The organism is Xanthomonas sp. LMC-A-07 (genome assembly GCF_030208825.1).
Lineage (GTDB): Bacteria > Pseudomonadota > Gammaproteobacteria > Xanthomonadales > Xanthomonadaceae > Xanthomonas > Xanthomonas campestris.
On record NZ_JARVTF010000006.1, the window covers coordinates 64,779 to 80,104 of the forward strand.

Genomic DNA, 15,326 nt, shown 5'->3' on the forward strand with positions numbered 1-15,326 from the left:
CGCGATCTATCTGGCACCGCGCATCACAGGTGTGCCGGCGCTACCTGCGCTGCACGTTGGTCGAAGCCCAAATCCTGCCGCAGCGAGGTCACGCAGGCCTCCACGAAACTGCGCACTTTGGAGGAACCACGGCGGCCGGCCAGATACACCACGTGCACCGGTTCGGGGGCGATCTCGAACGCATCGAGCACGCTGCACAGCGTGCCCGCTTGCAGGTGAGCACGCACCTGATACGACGGCGCTTGCGTCAGCCCCCAGCCCTGCAGTGCCGCACTGATCGCAGCATTGAACGCGCTGACGGTGAGCCGCGACTCCACAGTGACCAGATGTGCGGTGCCGTCGATCTGGAACGGCCATTTGTGCGCGCGTTCTGCGGCGGAGGTCGAGATGGTGGCGTGCGTGCGCAGCGCGTCGGGATGCTGCGGCGTGCCGTGTGCGGCCAGATAGCCAGGGGAGGCGACCACCATGCGCCGCACGCTGCCGACCGGGATGGCGGTCAGGCCCGAATCCGGTAGCGTGCCGATGCGCACCGCCACGTCGATGCCTTCTTCCAGTAGCGGCACCACGCGGTCCACCATCACCGCGCGGATCGCGATGGACGGATACATCGCAAGAAACCGCGTCAGTACCGGCGTGACATGCAGCGCACCAAACATCTGCGGCGCGGTGACGGTGAGCAGGCCGCTCGGGTGCGCGTGCAGCCCGCTGGCGCGGCCTTCCATCTCTTCAAGTTCGGCGAGCAGGCGCCGGCAGTCGGCGGCGAACTGTTGGCCGGCATCGGTGAGCCGCATGCTGCGCGTGGTGCGCACCACAAGCAGCACGCCGAGGCGGCTCTCCAGTTGTGCGATGGTGCGCGTGACCGTCGCGGTGGATAGCCCGAGCCGCCGCGCCACGCCGGCAAAGCTGCTGTCCTCGGCCAGGGCGGCGAACAACGTCATTTCCTGGATACGGTCCATCGGTGGCTGTGTCTGGGTGAAGTGCACAGTATCCACCGGCGCATGGGGCACTGGTTTGTCCGGCGATCATTCCCCGCCGTATCGCATGCGCACGCATGGCCGCGTTGCAGCGGCCGCAATGGTGAATTGAGCGCCATGGTGGTTCTACGCATTGGCGGCCAGGCCTAGCATTGCCACCTGTTCACTGCCCGCAACGTCATGACGCAACTCCCCATATCTGCCGCTGCCGCGCCCGCCATCACCGCGCCAGACCTGAAGCGGCGCCAGCTACTCGCACATGCGGTCGGGACCGCTGTTGCGTTGGGCGCCGGCACTGTGAGTAGCACTGCCGCGGCTTTCACCTCTTCGACCACCAAGGAGCTTTCCATGTCCAGCAACGCCACCCCACGCGTCACCTTCCATACCCAGCAGGTGGGCGATGTGGGGGTGTTTTATCGCCAGGCCGGGCCCAAGGACGCACCGGTGCTGTTGCTGTTGCACGGCTTCCCTAGTGCCAGCCATATGTTCCGCGACCTGATGCCGCTGCTGGCCAGCCGGTATCGCCTGATCGCGCCGGATCTGCCAGGGTTCGGCAATACCCAGGCGCCGCCGCGCGGGCAGTTTGCGTACACCTTCGAGCAGCTCTACAAGGTGATCGAAGGTTTTACCGAAGCGCTCGGGCTCACACGCTACAGCCTGTACGTATTCGACTACGGTGCGCCGATTGGGTTGCGCCTAGCTGCGGCCAATCCGCACAAGATCAGCGCCATCATCAGCCAGAACGGCAACGCCTATCTGGAAGGCTTCAGCGACGAATGGGGGCTCTGGCAAGCGTACTGGCGTGACCCCACGTCCGCCCATCGCGAGGCCTGCCGCGCGTCGTTGTCGCCGCAGACCATCCGCGACTGGCAGTACGGCACCGGTGCCGATCCGGCCAGGCTGTCGCCGGACGGCTATACGTTGGATATCGCCTACATGGCGCGCCCGGGTGCCGAAGAGATCCAGCTCGACCTGATCCTGGACTACCGCAGCAATGTGGCCGCCTATGACGCATTCCACGCGTATTTCCGCGCGCAGCAGCCACCGCTGCTCGCGGTGTGGGGCAAGCACGACCCGGCCTTCATTCCCGCAGGCGCACACGCCTATCGCAAGGACCTGCCAAACGCCGAGGTGCATCTGCTCGACGCCGGCCACTTCGCGCTGGAGACACATGCGGTGGAAATTGCGCAGTACATCGGCGATTTCCTGGAGCGGCTGCCGCGCGGTGTGGGCTAGGCCGGTCGCTGCGCGCACCTGCTACGCACGCAGCGACGGGGGTGCGTCTGCGTGCCGCATCGGTTGGCAGCGACCTGCTACGGTCTGGTCGTGATTCTTCCGAAGGGACACCATGATTGCCACGTCGCACCGATGGAGTGGGTTGCTGGTGCTTGCCAGCCTGTTAGCAGCGTCTGCGTTTGCGGGAACGCCCGACGGCGGCTACCGGCAACCACCGGAGCCATTGCTGAGCGTGATGCGCGCGCCGTTGTATCCCTCATCACTCCCGGATCCCACGGGCAAGACACTGCTCCTGGCGCAGCGCACTGCGTATCCGCCGATTGCGCGCGTGGCCGAGCCCTATCTGAAGCTCGCTGGCGTGCGGGTCGAGCCGCGCACACATAGTCGGCACGACAGGCGCAATAGCTATGGCATTCGCTCCTGCCTTGCGGGTTTGAGCCTGGTCGATATCGCGAGCGGCAAGCAGACAGACATCGCACTGCCGGCCGAGGCGTGCCCCGCGCAACCGGTGTGGTCGCCGGATGGACGTCGTTTCGCGTTCAACAACACCGCTGCCGATCGTGTGGAGTTATGGCTTGGCGACGTGGCCACCGGCAGCGTGCGCCGTATCGATGGCGTGCAGCTCAATCCAGTGCTCGACGGCGAAATCCAATGGCTGGGCGGCTGCGACACGCTGTTGGTGAAGGCAGTCCCGCAAGACCTGGGCGCCGCGCCGCGCAAGGCAGCGGTGCCGCCCGGCCCGGAGGTCAAGGAGACCATCCAGGGCAAGGGCGAGAGCAGCACGTACGAAGCACGCGACACGCTGTCCAGCCCGGAAGACGAGGCGTTGTTCACCTATTACGCAACCTCACAATTGCTCACGGTCAATGTCGCCAACGGTAGCGTGACCAAGCTGGCAGCACCGGCCGTCTACGCGGAGGTCGATGGTGCGCCGGACGGGGCGCATGTGCTGGTGGAGCGCTTGAAGCGGCCTTATTCGTATGTCACCACCTACGCACGCTTCGCGCGCGATGTGGCGGTGCTCGACCGACGCAACGGCAGCGAGCGCGTGTTGGCCACGCTGCCGGTCGCCGACCGTGTGCCGGTACAAGGCGTGCCAACTGGACCGCGTGCCTATGCCTGGCGCGCCAATCAGCCGGCCACGCTGATCTGGGCGGAAGCGCTGGATGGCGGCGACTGGAAAGCGACGGTGCCGGCACGCGACAAACTGCTGACCCTGTCAGCGCCATTCACCGCCAAACCACGCGAGCTTGCACGCGTGCAGCAACGCTTCGACGGGTTGTCGTGGTTTGCCCAGGGTGGAAAGGCGCTGCTGGATGACTATGACGAGAACCGCCATTGGCGACGCACCACGCTGCTGGACACCGACCACCCTGGCGTTGCCGGACGTGTGCTGTTCGATCTCTCCACCGATGACCTGTACGCCGATCCGGGCAAGCCGGTCCTGCAGACGCTGGGCAACGGTCAATCCGTGGTGCGCGAGCAGCAAGGCGCGCTGTTCCTGGGCGGCAAGGGCGCGTCGCCGGCGGGTGACCGTCCCTTTCTGGACCGCTACGACCTGGCCAGCGGCAAGACCACGCGGCTGTTCCGCAGCGCTGCCGATGTCGACGAGTTGTTCTTGGGGTTTGCGGGCGACGACGCGTCGCGCCTGTTGACCTGGTACCAGTCGCCGACAGCGCCGCCCAACATCCATCTGCGCACGCTCGGTCAGCCGTTGCCGCCCACAGCCGCAGGCGAGGCCGTGTATGCCTCCACCGCCACGCCGATCACACACTTCCCGGACGCCACGCCGTTGGTACGGCAAATCAAGAAGCGACTGGTGACCTACAAGCGCAAGGATGGCGTGGCGTTGTCGTTCACTCTGTACACGCCGCCCGGCTACACCGAAGGCACGCGTGTGCCGGCGATCCTGTATGCCTACCCGCTGGACTATGCCGACCCCTCCAAAGCCGGCCAGGTCAGCGGCGCCAGCGAGCGCGACTTCACGCGTCTGTGGGATTATCAGCTGCTGTTGCTGGCCGGCTACGCCATCATCGACGAAACCGCCTTCCCGATCGTCGGCGATCCCAAGACCGCCTACGACACCTATCTGCAGCAGTTGGTCGACAACGCCACCGCCGCAGTGGACAAGGCCGTGGAGCTGGGTGTGGTTGACCGTCAACGCATCGGCGTCACCGGCCACAGCCACGGCGCGCTGATGACGGCCAACCTGTTGGCGCATACCGATCTGTTCCGTGCCGGCGCCGCCACCAGCGGCAGCTACAACAAGACACTGACGCCGTTCGGCTTCCAGAACGAGCGTCGTTCGTTCTGGGCGGCGCCCGAGGTCTATGCACAGGCGTCGGCGTTCTTTCATGCCGACAAGATCAACGAACCGCTGCTGATCGTGCATGGCATGGACGACGCCAACCCGGGCACGGAAACCACGCAAGCGCCACGCCTGTTCCAGGCGATCCGCGGCAACGGCGGCACTGCGCGTCTGGTGCTGCTGCCATTCGAACCGCACTGGTACACCGCGCGCGAATCCAACGAGGACCTGGTGGCGGAAATGCTCGACTGGTTCGATCGCTATGTGAAGAATGCGCCACCGCGCGAACAAGCGCCAAAACGCTAAATATCGGCAACCTGAAGAATGGCGCGGGGAGCGGCTGAGCAGGCGCCGCGCTCCATCTTGCAGACCAGCGCGGTGGGCGATTGATCACGTGCCGTGCCGGTCCCTCGCGTGACGTCCCTTTGCATCGCGGGGACGCACGCTGAGCGTGCTGCGATCGCAAACAGATTGCGTGGTCTTGCCCATGCTGTTGGGAAGCGGTGGATATCAGGCAGGCTGAGCAGATGCAGGATGATGCGACGGCAGTGAACCGGTGGCGACCAGCATGTCGTGGTGGCGCTGATTGCTGATGCCGCCGATTTGTTCGGCTGCCAATGGATGGTCGCTGCCGTTCGGTACGATCACCGAGGGCCTGCTCGTACTTGTTTGAAACTGCACCATGACCGGAAGCCCGAGCGTTGGCCGATAGCCGGAGATCATGTTGGCGATCGCGCCCGAGATGGCCGGTTCACTCCTTCCGTCCGCGTTGTACAGCTCGACATAACGCCAGAAGTCCTGCTTCGCCACTTCCACCCAAATGCCCCAGCTAAAAAAGTCACGCTGCTCATTGAATGGAAGCTTCAAGACGCAGCGGATGAAGTAGCGCTCGCCCAGCTGGCAGAGATCGCTGTCGAACTTGGCTTGATTAGCCCGTTCCTGCTCCGGGATGGCCCACACCACGTCCGGCAGTGTCCAGCCATGATCGGTGGGTAACCCTTCGTGTGTGGAACCGCAGGTGTGGCAAACAAAATGATGCATGGTGATGGATGTCTTGTGTCTCAACGCAATGCGGATGGGTGCGCATCCTCTTGCCACGCAATCGCTCAGCGGTTATCGGGATCGGCACCGTGTGCCGTGTCTGCTAGCTCAGCGGCCCTAAGAGCAGCTATCAAAACGACTGCGCAGCCGCCAGGCGGGCGCGGCCGGTGCTCGGAATCGGCATGTACCCCCGTACACTCCGGTTCCTCCGCGCCGTCCGCGCCCACCTGACGGCTGCTCGCTACGTTTTGTTAGCCGCCCTAAGCCTCAGTGCGCACAATCCAGTTCGCCTGAAATGTCTGCGTCCGCGGTACGCAGATGCACCTGTTTTCCAGTGCCTTTGAGGGCAAAGGAAGACGGGAGATCCGGATTACCGGGGCTCCGATAAACAAGATCAATGGTTGCACTGCGCTCGTCGAATGACAGCACCTTGTAGGAGCCACCTGGGAGGCTGCTTGGCGACGCCGAGCCAGGCCAGCGGAATAAAACTTGCTGGATCTCGCCATAGCCCAGGAACTCAAGTTCGTAACGGGACGCGTCACTGGAAGGCCGGGACGTGCACATGGTGCTGCTGGCGCAGACCGAGGCCGCGACCAGCAATAACGGGACGGCAATGAGCCACGGGCAACGGGTACGGATGACGCCAGATGGTGCAAAAAGGGCTGGGTTGCGTCCCCGGCGCCCTGCGAACCAGCCTAAAAGCAGACACGACGCAAGAATGGTAGGAGCCGGCAAGGCGATGTTGCTGTGCTGTGTTGTCTGGGTGCGTCAGCATGATCTTTGCGCTTCCATGGCAGTGCGTTGTAAACCCATCATCCGGGCTGGCTGACGAAAAGGCACGAAAGGTCGCACCCAACCCTCACCACCCAGCCACCGCACCATCCGATCTTGGGTCGCTCGCACCACTCACCACGCCGGTGACCTCACGCACCAGTGCGCCAGCGTGCCCCATCACCGAGCTATAGGCCGGTAACAGTTCGACGGCGTGGCCCGCGTCGCGCAAGGCTTGCACCACGGCCGGGTCGAAGCGGTCTTCCAGCTTCAAGGTGGTGCTGTCTTCGCCCCAGGTGCGGCCGAGCAGCCAGCGCGGCGCGGTGATGGCCTGTTGCAGGGGCATGCCGAAGTGGGCGTAGCGCGAGAACAGCGCGGCCTGGGTTTGCGGTTGGCCTTCGCCGCCCATGGTGCCGTAGGCCATGACGCGGCCGTCGTCGAAGGTGGCCAGGGCGGGGTTGAGGGTGTGGAAGGGTTTGCGGCCTGGGGCAAGTGCATTCCAGCCGTCGGTGGCGAGGCGAAAGCTGCAGCCGCGGTTCTGCCAGGTGATGGCGGTATGCGGCAGCACCAGGCCGGAGCCGAATTCGAAATAGGTGGACTGGATGCAGCTCACCGCGCGGCCCTGCGCGTCGATGGCGCCGAACCAGACGGTGTCGCCGGCCTGCGAGGGCTGTGGCCAGGGCAGGGCCGCGTGCAGGTCGATGCGGGCGGCCAGTGCGTCCAGCGCAGCGCTGTCGTCGAGCAGGGCTTGTGCGTCGAGCGTCATCCAGGCGCGGTCGCCGATATAGGCATCGCGAATCAGGAAGGCCTGTTTGGTGGCTTCGATCAGGCCATGCAGGTGCGCGAAGCTGTCTGCCTGCGTGGCCGGCAGGCGGTCGAATAGCGCCAGGATCAACAGCGAGGCCAGCCCTTGCGTGGGCGGTGCGTGGTTATACAAACGTGCGCCGGCGATGGCGACTGAGAGCGGCACGCTGGCCTCGGCGGTGTGTGCGGCCAGGTCATCCGCATGCAACGGGCTGCCGAGTGTGCGTAGGTCGGCGGCGATGTCATCGGCGAGCGCGCCGCGGTAGAAACTGTCCAGGCCATCGTGCGCCAGCCGTTGCAGGGTGCGGGCGAGGTGCGGTTGCTGCAGCACGGCGCCCTCGTGCAGGGGCGCGCCGCGTGGCTCGAAGATGCGTGCATAGGCGCCCGGCAGGCAACGCAGTTCATCGCCCTTGCTGGCGGCGATGTGCGCACCGCCGAGTGTGATTGGCACGCCCACCTCGGCATGGTGAATGGCCTCTTCCAGCAGCTGCTGCAGCGGGAGCGTGCCACCGCCGTGCTGGAGCGCGAGCGCCCAGCCGGACACGGTGCCGGCCACGGTATTGGCGGCGCCCGGGCCGCGCCAGGGGATGTGGGCGTGGCCGCGATAGAAGTCCAGCGTGGCCGCCTGTGCGGCACGGCCGCAGGCGTCGATGGCGTGTACGCGGCCATCGGGTTCGTGGATCAGCCAGAAGCCATCGCCGCCGATGCCGGTCATGTGCGGATACACCACGGCCAGACAGGCGGCGGTGGCCACCGCTGCTTCGATGGCGTTGCCGCCGGCGCGCAGGATGTCGCGCCCGGCCTGCGCGGCCAGATGGTGAGGCGCGACCACCATGCCGCGGCGTGCGCGCAAGGTGTGCAGCATCAGCGTGTCTCCGCCGGTGCGCTGAACGCGAGCAGCCCATCGCGTTCGAGTTGCGCGGCCAGCGCGAACAGGCGGTCTTCGCGGCCTGGCGCGGCAATCAGCTGCACGCCTAGCGGCAAGCGACCCGGGCGCGGTAGCGGCGCGGCCAATACCGGGCAGGCGGCCAGCCCGAGCGGTTGGGTGAAGATGCCCAGGTTGGCGCGCGCCGAGACCGGCAGGCCATCGATGATGATGCTCTCTTGGTCGATGCGTGGCGCCACGCCAGGTGTGGCCGGCGCGATCAACACATCCACACGGTCCCACAGCATGCGCATGACCCGCGCGAACCACTGCGCGAAGTGGTGTGCATCGGCCACCGCGCTGGCCGGCAATTGCAGGCCGGCCAGCAGGCGGTCGCGGGTGGCTGGGTCGAATTGGGCGGCCTGTGTGCTGAGGGCGTTGCGATGGCGGTGCCCGCCCTCGGCGGCGGTGAGCACGAAGGCGGCGGCGCGTGCGCGCTCGGCGTCCGGTAACTCCACGATGGTGGTGCTGCCGATCGCAACGAGCAGCGTGCCGAGGCCGGCCTCCAGTTCGGGACCGAGATTGCGTTGGAACCAGCCGCCCAGTTGCGCGATGCGCAGCGTCTCCATGCTGCAAGCGGGCACCGGGTGGCCGTGCATCACTTCGTAGACGCGGCGCAAGTCGGCAACCGAGGTCGCGAACGGGCCCACCACATCCAGCGCATCTACGAACGGGAACACGCCCTCCAACGGCAGCGTGCCGTGGGTCGGTCGCAACCCGTACACGCCGCACAAGGCAGCCGGCACGCGGATCGAACCATTGGTGTCCGAGCCCAGTGCAAACGGCACCCATCCAGCCGCCACCGCGGCGGCCGAGCCACCGGACGAGCCGCCGGCCAGATGGCGATGGTCGTGCGGATTGGCGGTGGTGCCGTAATGCGCATTGACCGTGGCAAAGCCGTAGGCAAATTCGTCCATGTTGGCGGTGCCCACCAGCACTGCACCGGCATCGCTCAGGCGCTGCACCACAGCCGCGTCGCGCGTGGCCGGCGCGCTCTGTGCGCGCAGCGCAGCACCAGCGGTGGTGACCTGGCCGGCCACATCGAACAGATCCTTGACCACGAACGGCACGCCGGCCAGCGCGCCGCCATCGCTGCCGCCGGCCAGCGCGGCCTGCACACGCGCGGCATCGGCCGCGGCGCGCGCCGGCAACAAGCGGGTGATGGCATGCAGGCCGTCGTTGGCCTGATTGATGCGGCCCAGTGTCTGGGTGGCCAGGCGCGCCGCCTGTGCGGGCTGGCTGCGCGTGCTGCCGACGATGGAGGCGATCTGCCCGCGCGAAGTGCTTGTGTCCGGTGATGCGGGGCGCGGTGCGTTGAAGCTGGCGAGCAGCTGCGCGTGACCACGCAGGACCTCGGTGTTGCGATCGATGCCGGCCTGCCACTGCGCTGGGAGTTGCATGGGGTCACCTTGGGTTGCTGGGAGTGGTGCGGGTGCGTGGTGTCGCTCGAGCCCCTCTCCCGCCGGGAGAGGGGTTGGGGTGAGGGTGCCCCGCTAGTTGGAGATGTATCAGGTACGCGTTTACCTTGCTTGCCACCTACTCAACTGGCGCAGCATTTTTCTCAGTTGCCGTACCCTCATCCGCCCTTCGGGCACCTTCTCCCGATGGGAGAAGGGGGAGCGGTAAACCCACTGCTGGTGATTGCGGTGCAGTGAGGTGATCGACCAATAGCTGCTCAAACGCCTGCACATTCACCGCATGCACCACCGTCTGCGCCTGTTCGCCCAGGCCCGGCTGGTAGCCCGGCGCCCACGATAAGATGTCGCCGTAGCCTGCGTCGAATGCGGTGTTGGTGTCGATGTAGAGCGTTTCGGTGTGCGTCGCCAACTCGGGGCGCAGCCACACCGCGGTGGCCAGCTCGTCCCACATCGGAAAGCCGGTTTCGCGGCGACGCAATGCGTGGCCGATGGGGGTATCGGCCGCGCTCATGCGCGCCAATAGCTCCGGGGTGAGTTCGGTGGCGGTGGAGGGATCCACCGGCACCATGGTGATCTTGCGCCACGGTGCACGCATGACGATGCTGGCGGCTTCAGGATCCCAGCGGATGTTGAATTCGCGGCGTGGCGAGTTGACGAACTCGCGCGCAAATTGGCGCGCACTCACGCTGTCGCGCTGCTGCCGTGGATTGAGGCTGCCGCCCATGTAGACCAGTTCGCGTGCCAGCGTGGCGAAGGCCGGGTCTAGCGCCTGCGCGAGGGCCAGGTTGGTCAACGGGCCGGTGGCAATGATGCTCACCTCGCCGGGGTACTGGCGCACCATGCGCAGCATGAACAATGCCGCCGGTTCGTCGGATGCGCGCACCACGCTGGGATTGCCCAACGCCAGGTCGGGCACCACGTCGTGCGCGTGATAACGCGGCGCGCTCTGCACGGTGTCGCCATCCACCCAGTGTTTGGTCCACGCACCTTTCCACACCAGCTTGCCGTACAGCGCTTCCCACCGTTCGGTGGCCAGCTCGCTGTTGAGCAGCGGATGCACCGGGCCGGGATGCACCGGAATCTGCGGCTGCCCGGCCAGTTCCAGCAGGCGGCAGCTGTGTGCGATCACCTCATCGCGCCAGATGTTGCCGCTGACCGCGCTGATGCCGAGCACCTCGACCTCTGGCGACTGCAGCAGCAACAACTGCGCAGGCGTGAAGCCGTCGATGTCGTCTTCGAGGATGACGCGGCGTTTGGATGAGGCGGCGTGCGAGTGGGTCATTGCGCTGTGGTCATGGGGTGGAATGCATCGCGGCGAAGATGGAATGGAGGTGCGTTGATGGAGGTTGCGTTTGTAGGAGCGTGCTTGCGCGCGATGAGGCGTTATCAGTGATGCCTCTCCGCGCGCAAGCGCGCTCCTACGGGTTATGCGTCAGCTGGTGTTGTCTGCACTTTGCGCTGCTCCATCAGCATGCGCTCGTACTGCGCCAGATCGATTTCAAGCTGCCATTGCAGCCGTGCCTTCTCGCTGCTCTGGCGAAATGCTTGGCACCCAGCATCATCGGTTTCGCGCTGTAATGCAGTGGCGCAGGCCTGCGCAGCTTTACCGTCGGCGCTCCACAAGCTGGTGCCCGGCAGGAAGCTATACGTCAGCCCGTTGCGGGCGAGTTGTTTGAGTGTGGGGTAGTCGATGCCCTGCTCCTGCACGGCGCGTTGATATTCATGGGTCATGTCCGCGCGCGACACGCCGGCATCGTCGGTGGAGAGCACCACCGGCACACCGGCGCGCAGATACATCGCCAACGGATGCGCGGCCCCGCTGACGCCCAGGATCACATCGTTACTGGTGAGGTTGATCTCCACCGCCACCTGGTCGCGGCGCATGCGCTGCAGCAGCTCCTGCGCGTCGTCTTCGTAAGGCAGATCCACGCCATGACCGATGCGCCGCGCGCCGGCATCCACCGCCTGGCGGATATGCGAGCGCAGCTGCGCGGGCGGCACCAGGCCCAGGGTCAGCTCGCCGGCATGCAAGGACAACGGCACGCCGGGGTAGCGCTGTGCAAAGAACCGGAACATCGCCATGTGGCGCGCGTAATCGGCCACCGCCACCGGGTTGTCCTCGGGCGCGACGATGTTCACCGCCACCGCGCGGCTGCCGCCGGCGGCCACGAGCGCATGGGCGAGCGCCATCTGCCCGAACACCCGCGGCGCAGGCAGCACACGCAACACATACGGCACATAGCGGTACTGCACCTGGCAGGCCGCGCGTGGCTGCGCCTGGTCACACTGCAGGACGCGGCGCACCTGCGCGTCGAGATCGGCAAGATTGCGCTGCGCGGCCTGCACCAGCGGCGGCAGCGCGTCCTGCAGTTCGCGCAGGTTGGCGGCATCGTCGGTGCCATGCCAGGGCAGCGCCTGCATGCGCTGCGCGGCGTCGTCCATCTGCGGCGGGTTGGCGATGATTTCCACGTACGGCACGCGGTCGCGCGCGGCCTGCTCCAGCACGGCGGCCACGGTGTCGGCCACGCGTGCGCGCACCACCGCATCGAACTTGCCGAAGGTGCTGAAGAACTGCCCGTGCCCGCTGGGTTGGGCTGGGCTGGCCAGGTGATTGCGCATCGACAAGGCATCCACTACCCGGCCATACAACGCGGCATCGCGCGTGGCCAGCCCGCGTGCGGGCACCTGGCCGGCAACGCACGGCGGTGCGCGCAGGCTCAGGTCGTCCAGCTGCACGCAGGCGCCGTCTTCGCTGGCCCACTGCAGGTAGTCCTCGGCATACACCGAGCCGGAGAGGTGGTTATGCAGGTCGCCGCCCTTGGGCATGGCCTGCAGCCAACTGCGCAGTTGCGCCGATTGGCCGGCTGCATCGCGAAACAGCTGCGCAACCTGCTGCTCGCGCGGTTGTGCCGGCGCAGGCGTGTGGCGCGCCTGCGCAAGCGCGGGCAGCAGCGCGCACACGGTGAGGATCAGACAACGACGCAGAATGGGCATACGGAAAACTCGCAAAAAGGTGTGCCGGCGCGCATGCGCGCCCAGCGGAGGGGTAGCTTGCCTTGCAGTGCGTTGCACGGCCAGCGCGCTGCGCGCCTGCAGGCAGCGCGGTGCAGGCGCGTCACTCCAGTGCATAACGCAGCACGAACAGGCCGGCGATGGCCCAGGTGGCCGGATGCACCTCACGCCAACGCCCGCTGCCCAGCCGGAGCACCGCGTAGGTGATGAAGCCCAACGCCAACCCATTGGCGATCGAATAGGTGAAGGGCATCGCCAGCATGCACATGGCGGCCGGCAACGCTTCGCCGACATCGTCCCACTGCAGATGCGCGCACTCGCGCAGCATCACTGCCGCCAGATACAACAACGCCGGTGCGGTGGCATAGGCCGGCACCATGGCCGCCAGCGGGGAGAACAGCAGGGCCAGCAGGAACAGCGCGGCCACCACCAGCGCGGTCAGCCCGGTGCGCCCACCCACCTGCACGCCGGCGGCGCTTTCCACATAAGCCGTGGTGCTGGAGGTGCCAAGCAGCGAACCAGCCAGGATGGCGCTGCTGTCGGCGAACAGGGCGCGGTCGAACTGCCGCCGCTGGGCTGCGGTGCGCAGCAAGCCGGCGCGCTGCGCCACCCCCATCAAGGTGCCGGTGGCATCGAACATCTCCACCAGCACGAACACCAGCACCATGTGCAGTACCGCGGTCAATGCGCCTTCGCCCGCGTGGCCCTGCAGGGCACCGGCAATATCCAGTTGCAGCAAGGTGGGTGCCAGGCTCGGCGGCAGCGCGATCACGCCCTGGTACTGCACCAGCCCGAGTGCGAGCGCCGCAGCGGTGACCGCCAGGATGCCGAGCAGCATCGCCCCGCGCACGCGCCGCAGCTCCAGCACGCCGATCAGCAGCAACCCGGCCAACGCCAGCAAGGGCTCGGGCCGGTGCAGGTCACCCAGGGTGATCAAGGTCTGCGGGTGGGCCACCACCAGCCCGGCTTTCTGCAGGCCGATCACCGCCAGGAACAGGCCGATACCGGCGGCGATTGCGCTGCGCAACGTGGTGGGGATGCCGTCCACCAGCCACCGGCGCGCGCCGGTGAGGGTGAGCAGCAGGAACACGCAGCCGGACACGAACACCAGGCCCAGCGTCTGTTGCCAGCTGTAGCCCAGCGTGCCCACCACGCTGAAGGCGAAGAAGGCGTTCAAGCCCATGCCGGGCGCCATGCCGATCGGGTAATTGGCCAGCAGGCCCATCACCACCGAGCCGAATGCCGCGGCCAGGCAGGTGGCCACGAACACCGCGCCGTGATCCATGCCGGTGGTGGCCAGGATGTCCGGGTTGACGAACACGATGTAGGCCATCGTGAGGAAGGTGGTGGCGCCGGCCAGCAGCTCGGTGCGCACGTTGCTGCCGTTGGCGGCAAGTGCAAAGTCGGGCCAGCGCATCAGGCGCGCCCCAGCGGCCGGCAAGCGGCGGCACAGCAGAACAGTGTCATCGGCAACGTCTCATCGAACACAGGCACCGGCGCATAAGCGCGGGCTGCGTATCTTGCACTGTGCGCGGTGGCATGCTGTGGACGTGTTGCCCGAAATGGGCAGTGGCCTGTGGATCGCGTTGGTTGGCAACGCCTGATGAGAAGGCTGCAGCGCGCCGTTGCGCCACGCGTGTGCCTGGGCGGCAAGCCGAGCGTGCTCATGTCTGCATCGCACCCGGCACGCGGCACCCGCAACAGCTGACTCGTCCTCTCGCTGGATGGCAGCGAGCGTGACGCAGCGGTGCCAGTGATGGCAAGAGTCGCTAGCGGGGACATGGATCACGGCGTGTTTGAGCATCGCCAACGCGCCCGCGCTTGATCGTTGCCGCGTCGGTCGCATCACGTGTCGGCCCTGCCGCCGTGCTCAAAGGTCCAGCACCAGCCGTGGCGTGCGGCTGCGCGAACAGCACAGGGTAATCTGCGTGTTCTGCGCGTGTTCGCTGTCGCTGAGCACGCTGTCGCGGTGATCGGGCACGCCATCGAGCACGCCGGTCAGGCACGCCCCGCACATGCCTTGCTCGCACGACAGCGGCACCTCCACGCCTGCGGCCATCAGCGCATTGGCGATACTGCAATCGGCCGCCACCTGCACCACGCGCCCGCTGACGGCCAGCTCAACTTCGAAGGCGTCGTCGGCGACGTGTGGCAGGGCCGGCGCGACCGCGGCGAAGTGTTCGCGATGCAGCTGCGCCGGCGCCCAGCCCTGCGCCAGGGCCAGCGCGCTGAAGTGATCCATGAACGCGGCCGGCCCGCACAGATACAGCTGGTCGCGCGTATGTGCCTGGTGCAGTTCGGTGGGGATGTGCACACGCGGGCTCTCGCCCCCATCGCTCAGGTGCACCTGCACCTGGCCATGCTGGAAGCCCTGCTGCAGGCGCTGCCCGAAGGCCACATCCGCCTGCCGGCGCGCGTAGTAGTGCAGCACGAAGGCCTCGCCGCGCGCTTCCAGCGCCTCGGCCATCGACAGCAGCGGAGTGATGCCGATCCCGGCCGCCAGCAGCACATGACGTTCGCCCGGGTGTAACGGGAACAGGTTGCGCGGCGTGGAGATCTGCAGCCGGTCGCCGGCCGCGAGCTGCTCGCACAGGTGCCGCGAGCCGCCGCGCGAGGCATCGGCCAGCTTCACGCACAACAGGTAATGGTCGCGCGCATGCGGCGCGCTGGCGATGGAGTACTGGCGGATCAAGCCGTCGGGCAGGTGCAGGTCCACATGCGCGCCGGCTTCAAAGGCCGGCAATTCCGCGCCGATCGGCTCCAGCCGGATCGCCCGCTGGCGATGCCCCTGGTCGACGACTTCCGCCACACGCACCTCATGCAGGCTCATGCCGTCA

10 protein-coding genes and 1 other RNA gene are annotated in these 15,326 nt (G+C 66.8%); 3 read left to right on the forward strand and 8 right to left on the reverse strand.

The genetic code is table 11. The features are described from left to right. Positions 1 to 23: 23 nt before the first annotated feature. Positions 24 to 956, reverse strand: a complete 933-nt coding sequence (locus QRM89_RS06750; protein WP_285447637.1) for a LysR family transcriptional regulator — start codon at positions 954 to 956, stop codon at positions 24 to 26. A 366-nt stretch (positions 957 to 1,322) separates the two neighbouring features. On the opposite strand from QRM89_RS06750, the gene QRM89_RS06755 reads away from it, so the two are divergent. Both QRM89_RS06755 and QRM89_RS06760 read left to right on the forward strand, forming a co-directional pair. Then, a complete protein-coding gene (locus tag QRM89_RS06755; protein ID WP_285447602.1) occupies positions 1,323 to 2,210 on the forward strand; it encodes an alpha/beta hydrolase in 888 nt (295 codons plus the stop codon). 112 nt (positions 2,211 to 2,322) lie between these two features. Further along, positions 2,323 to 4,824 carry a prolyl oligopeptidase family serine peptidase gene (locus QRM89_RS06760; protein WP_285447603.1) on the forward strand — a complete coding sequence of 834 codons (2,502 nt, stop codon included), beginning with the start codon at positions 2,323 to 2,325 and terminating at the stop codon, positions 4,822 to 4,824. A 204-nt stretch (positions 4,825 to 5,028) separates the two neighbouring features. Here QRM89_RS06760 and QRM89_RS06765 read toward each other — a convergent pair whose 3' ends face one another. Then, on the reverse strand, positions 5,029 to 5,559 hold the full coding sequence (locus QRM89_RS06765) for a DUF2199 domain-containing protein (protein ID WP_285447604.1): 531 nt from the start codon (positions 5,557 to 5,559) through the stop codon (positions 5,029 to 5,031). Between the two features lie 182 nt (positions 5,560 to 5,741). On the opposite strand from QRM89_RS06765, the gene QRM89_RS06770 reads away from it, so the two are divergent. Further along, positions 5,742 to 5,816, forward strand: a non-coding RNA gene (locus QRM89_RS06770) — sX9 sRNA. A 602-nt stretch (positions 5,817 to 6,418) separates the two neighbouring features. Here QRM89_RS06770 and QRM89_RS06775 read toward each other — a convergent pair. From QRM89_RS06775 to QRM89_RS06800, 6 genes are all read right to left on the reverse strand, one after another. Continuing rightward, positions 6,419 to 7,999: a gamma-glutamyltransferase family protein gene (locus tag QRM89_RS06775; protein ID WP_285447605.1), complete on the reverse strand. Its 1,581-nt coding sequence runs from the start codon at positions 7,997 to 7,999 to the stop codon at positions 6,419 to 6,421. Continuing rightward, positions 7,999 to 9,459 carry an AtzE family amidohydrolase gene (locus QRM89_RS06780; RefSeq protein ID WP_285447606.1) on the reverse strand — a complete coding sequence of 487 codons (1,461 nt, stop codon included), beginning with the start codon at positions 9,457 to 9,459 and terminating at the stop codon, positions 7,999 to 8,001. Before QRM89_RS06780 ends, QRM89_RS06775 begins: the two co-directional genes overlap by 1 nt. Before the next feature lie 136 nt (positions 9,460 to 9,595). Next, complete coding sequence (locus QRM89_RS06785; protein WP_285447607.1) at positions 9,596 to 10,759, reverse strand: nucleoside hydrolase; 1,164 nt, start codon at positions 10,757 to 10,759, stop codon at positions 9,596 to 9,598. Between the two features lie 143 nt (positions 10,760 to 10,902). Further along, positions 10,903 to 12,471: an adenosine deaminase gene (locus QRM89_RS06790; RefSeq protein WP_285447608.1), complete on the reverse strand. Its 1,569-nt coding sequence runs from the start codon at positions 12,469 to 12,471 to the stop codon at positions 10,903 to 10,905. Positions 12,472 to 12,592: 121 nt separating this feature from the next. Beyond that, on the reverse strand, positions 12,593 to 13,906 hold the full coding sequence (locus QRM89_RS06795) for an NCS2 family permease (protein WP_285447609.1): 1,314 nt from the start codon (positions 13,904 to 13,906) through the stop codon (positions 12,593 to 12,595). 453 nt (positions 13,907 to 14,359) lie between these two features. Beyond that, positions 14,360 to 15,319 carry a PDR/VanB family oxidoreductase gene (locus QRM89_RS06800; protein ID WP_285447610.1) on the reverse strand — a complete coding sequence of 320 codons (960 nt, stop codon included), beginning with the start codon at positions 15,317 to 15,319 and terminating at the stop codon, positions 14,360 to 14,362. Positions 15,320 to 15,326 lie beyond the last annotated feature (7 nt).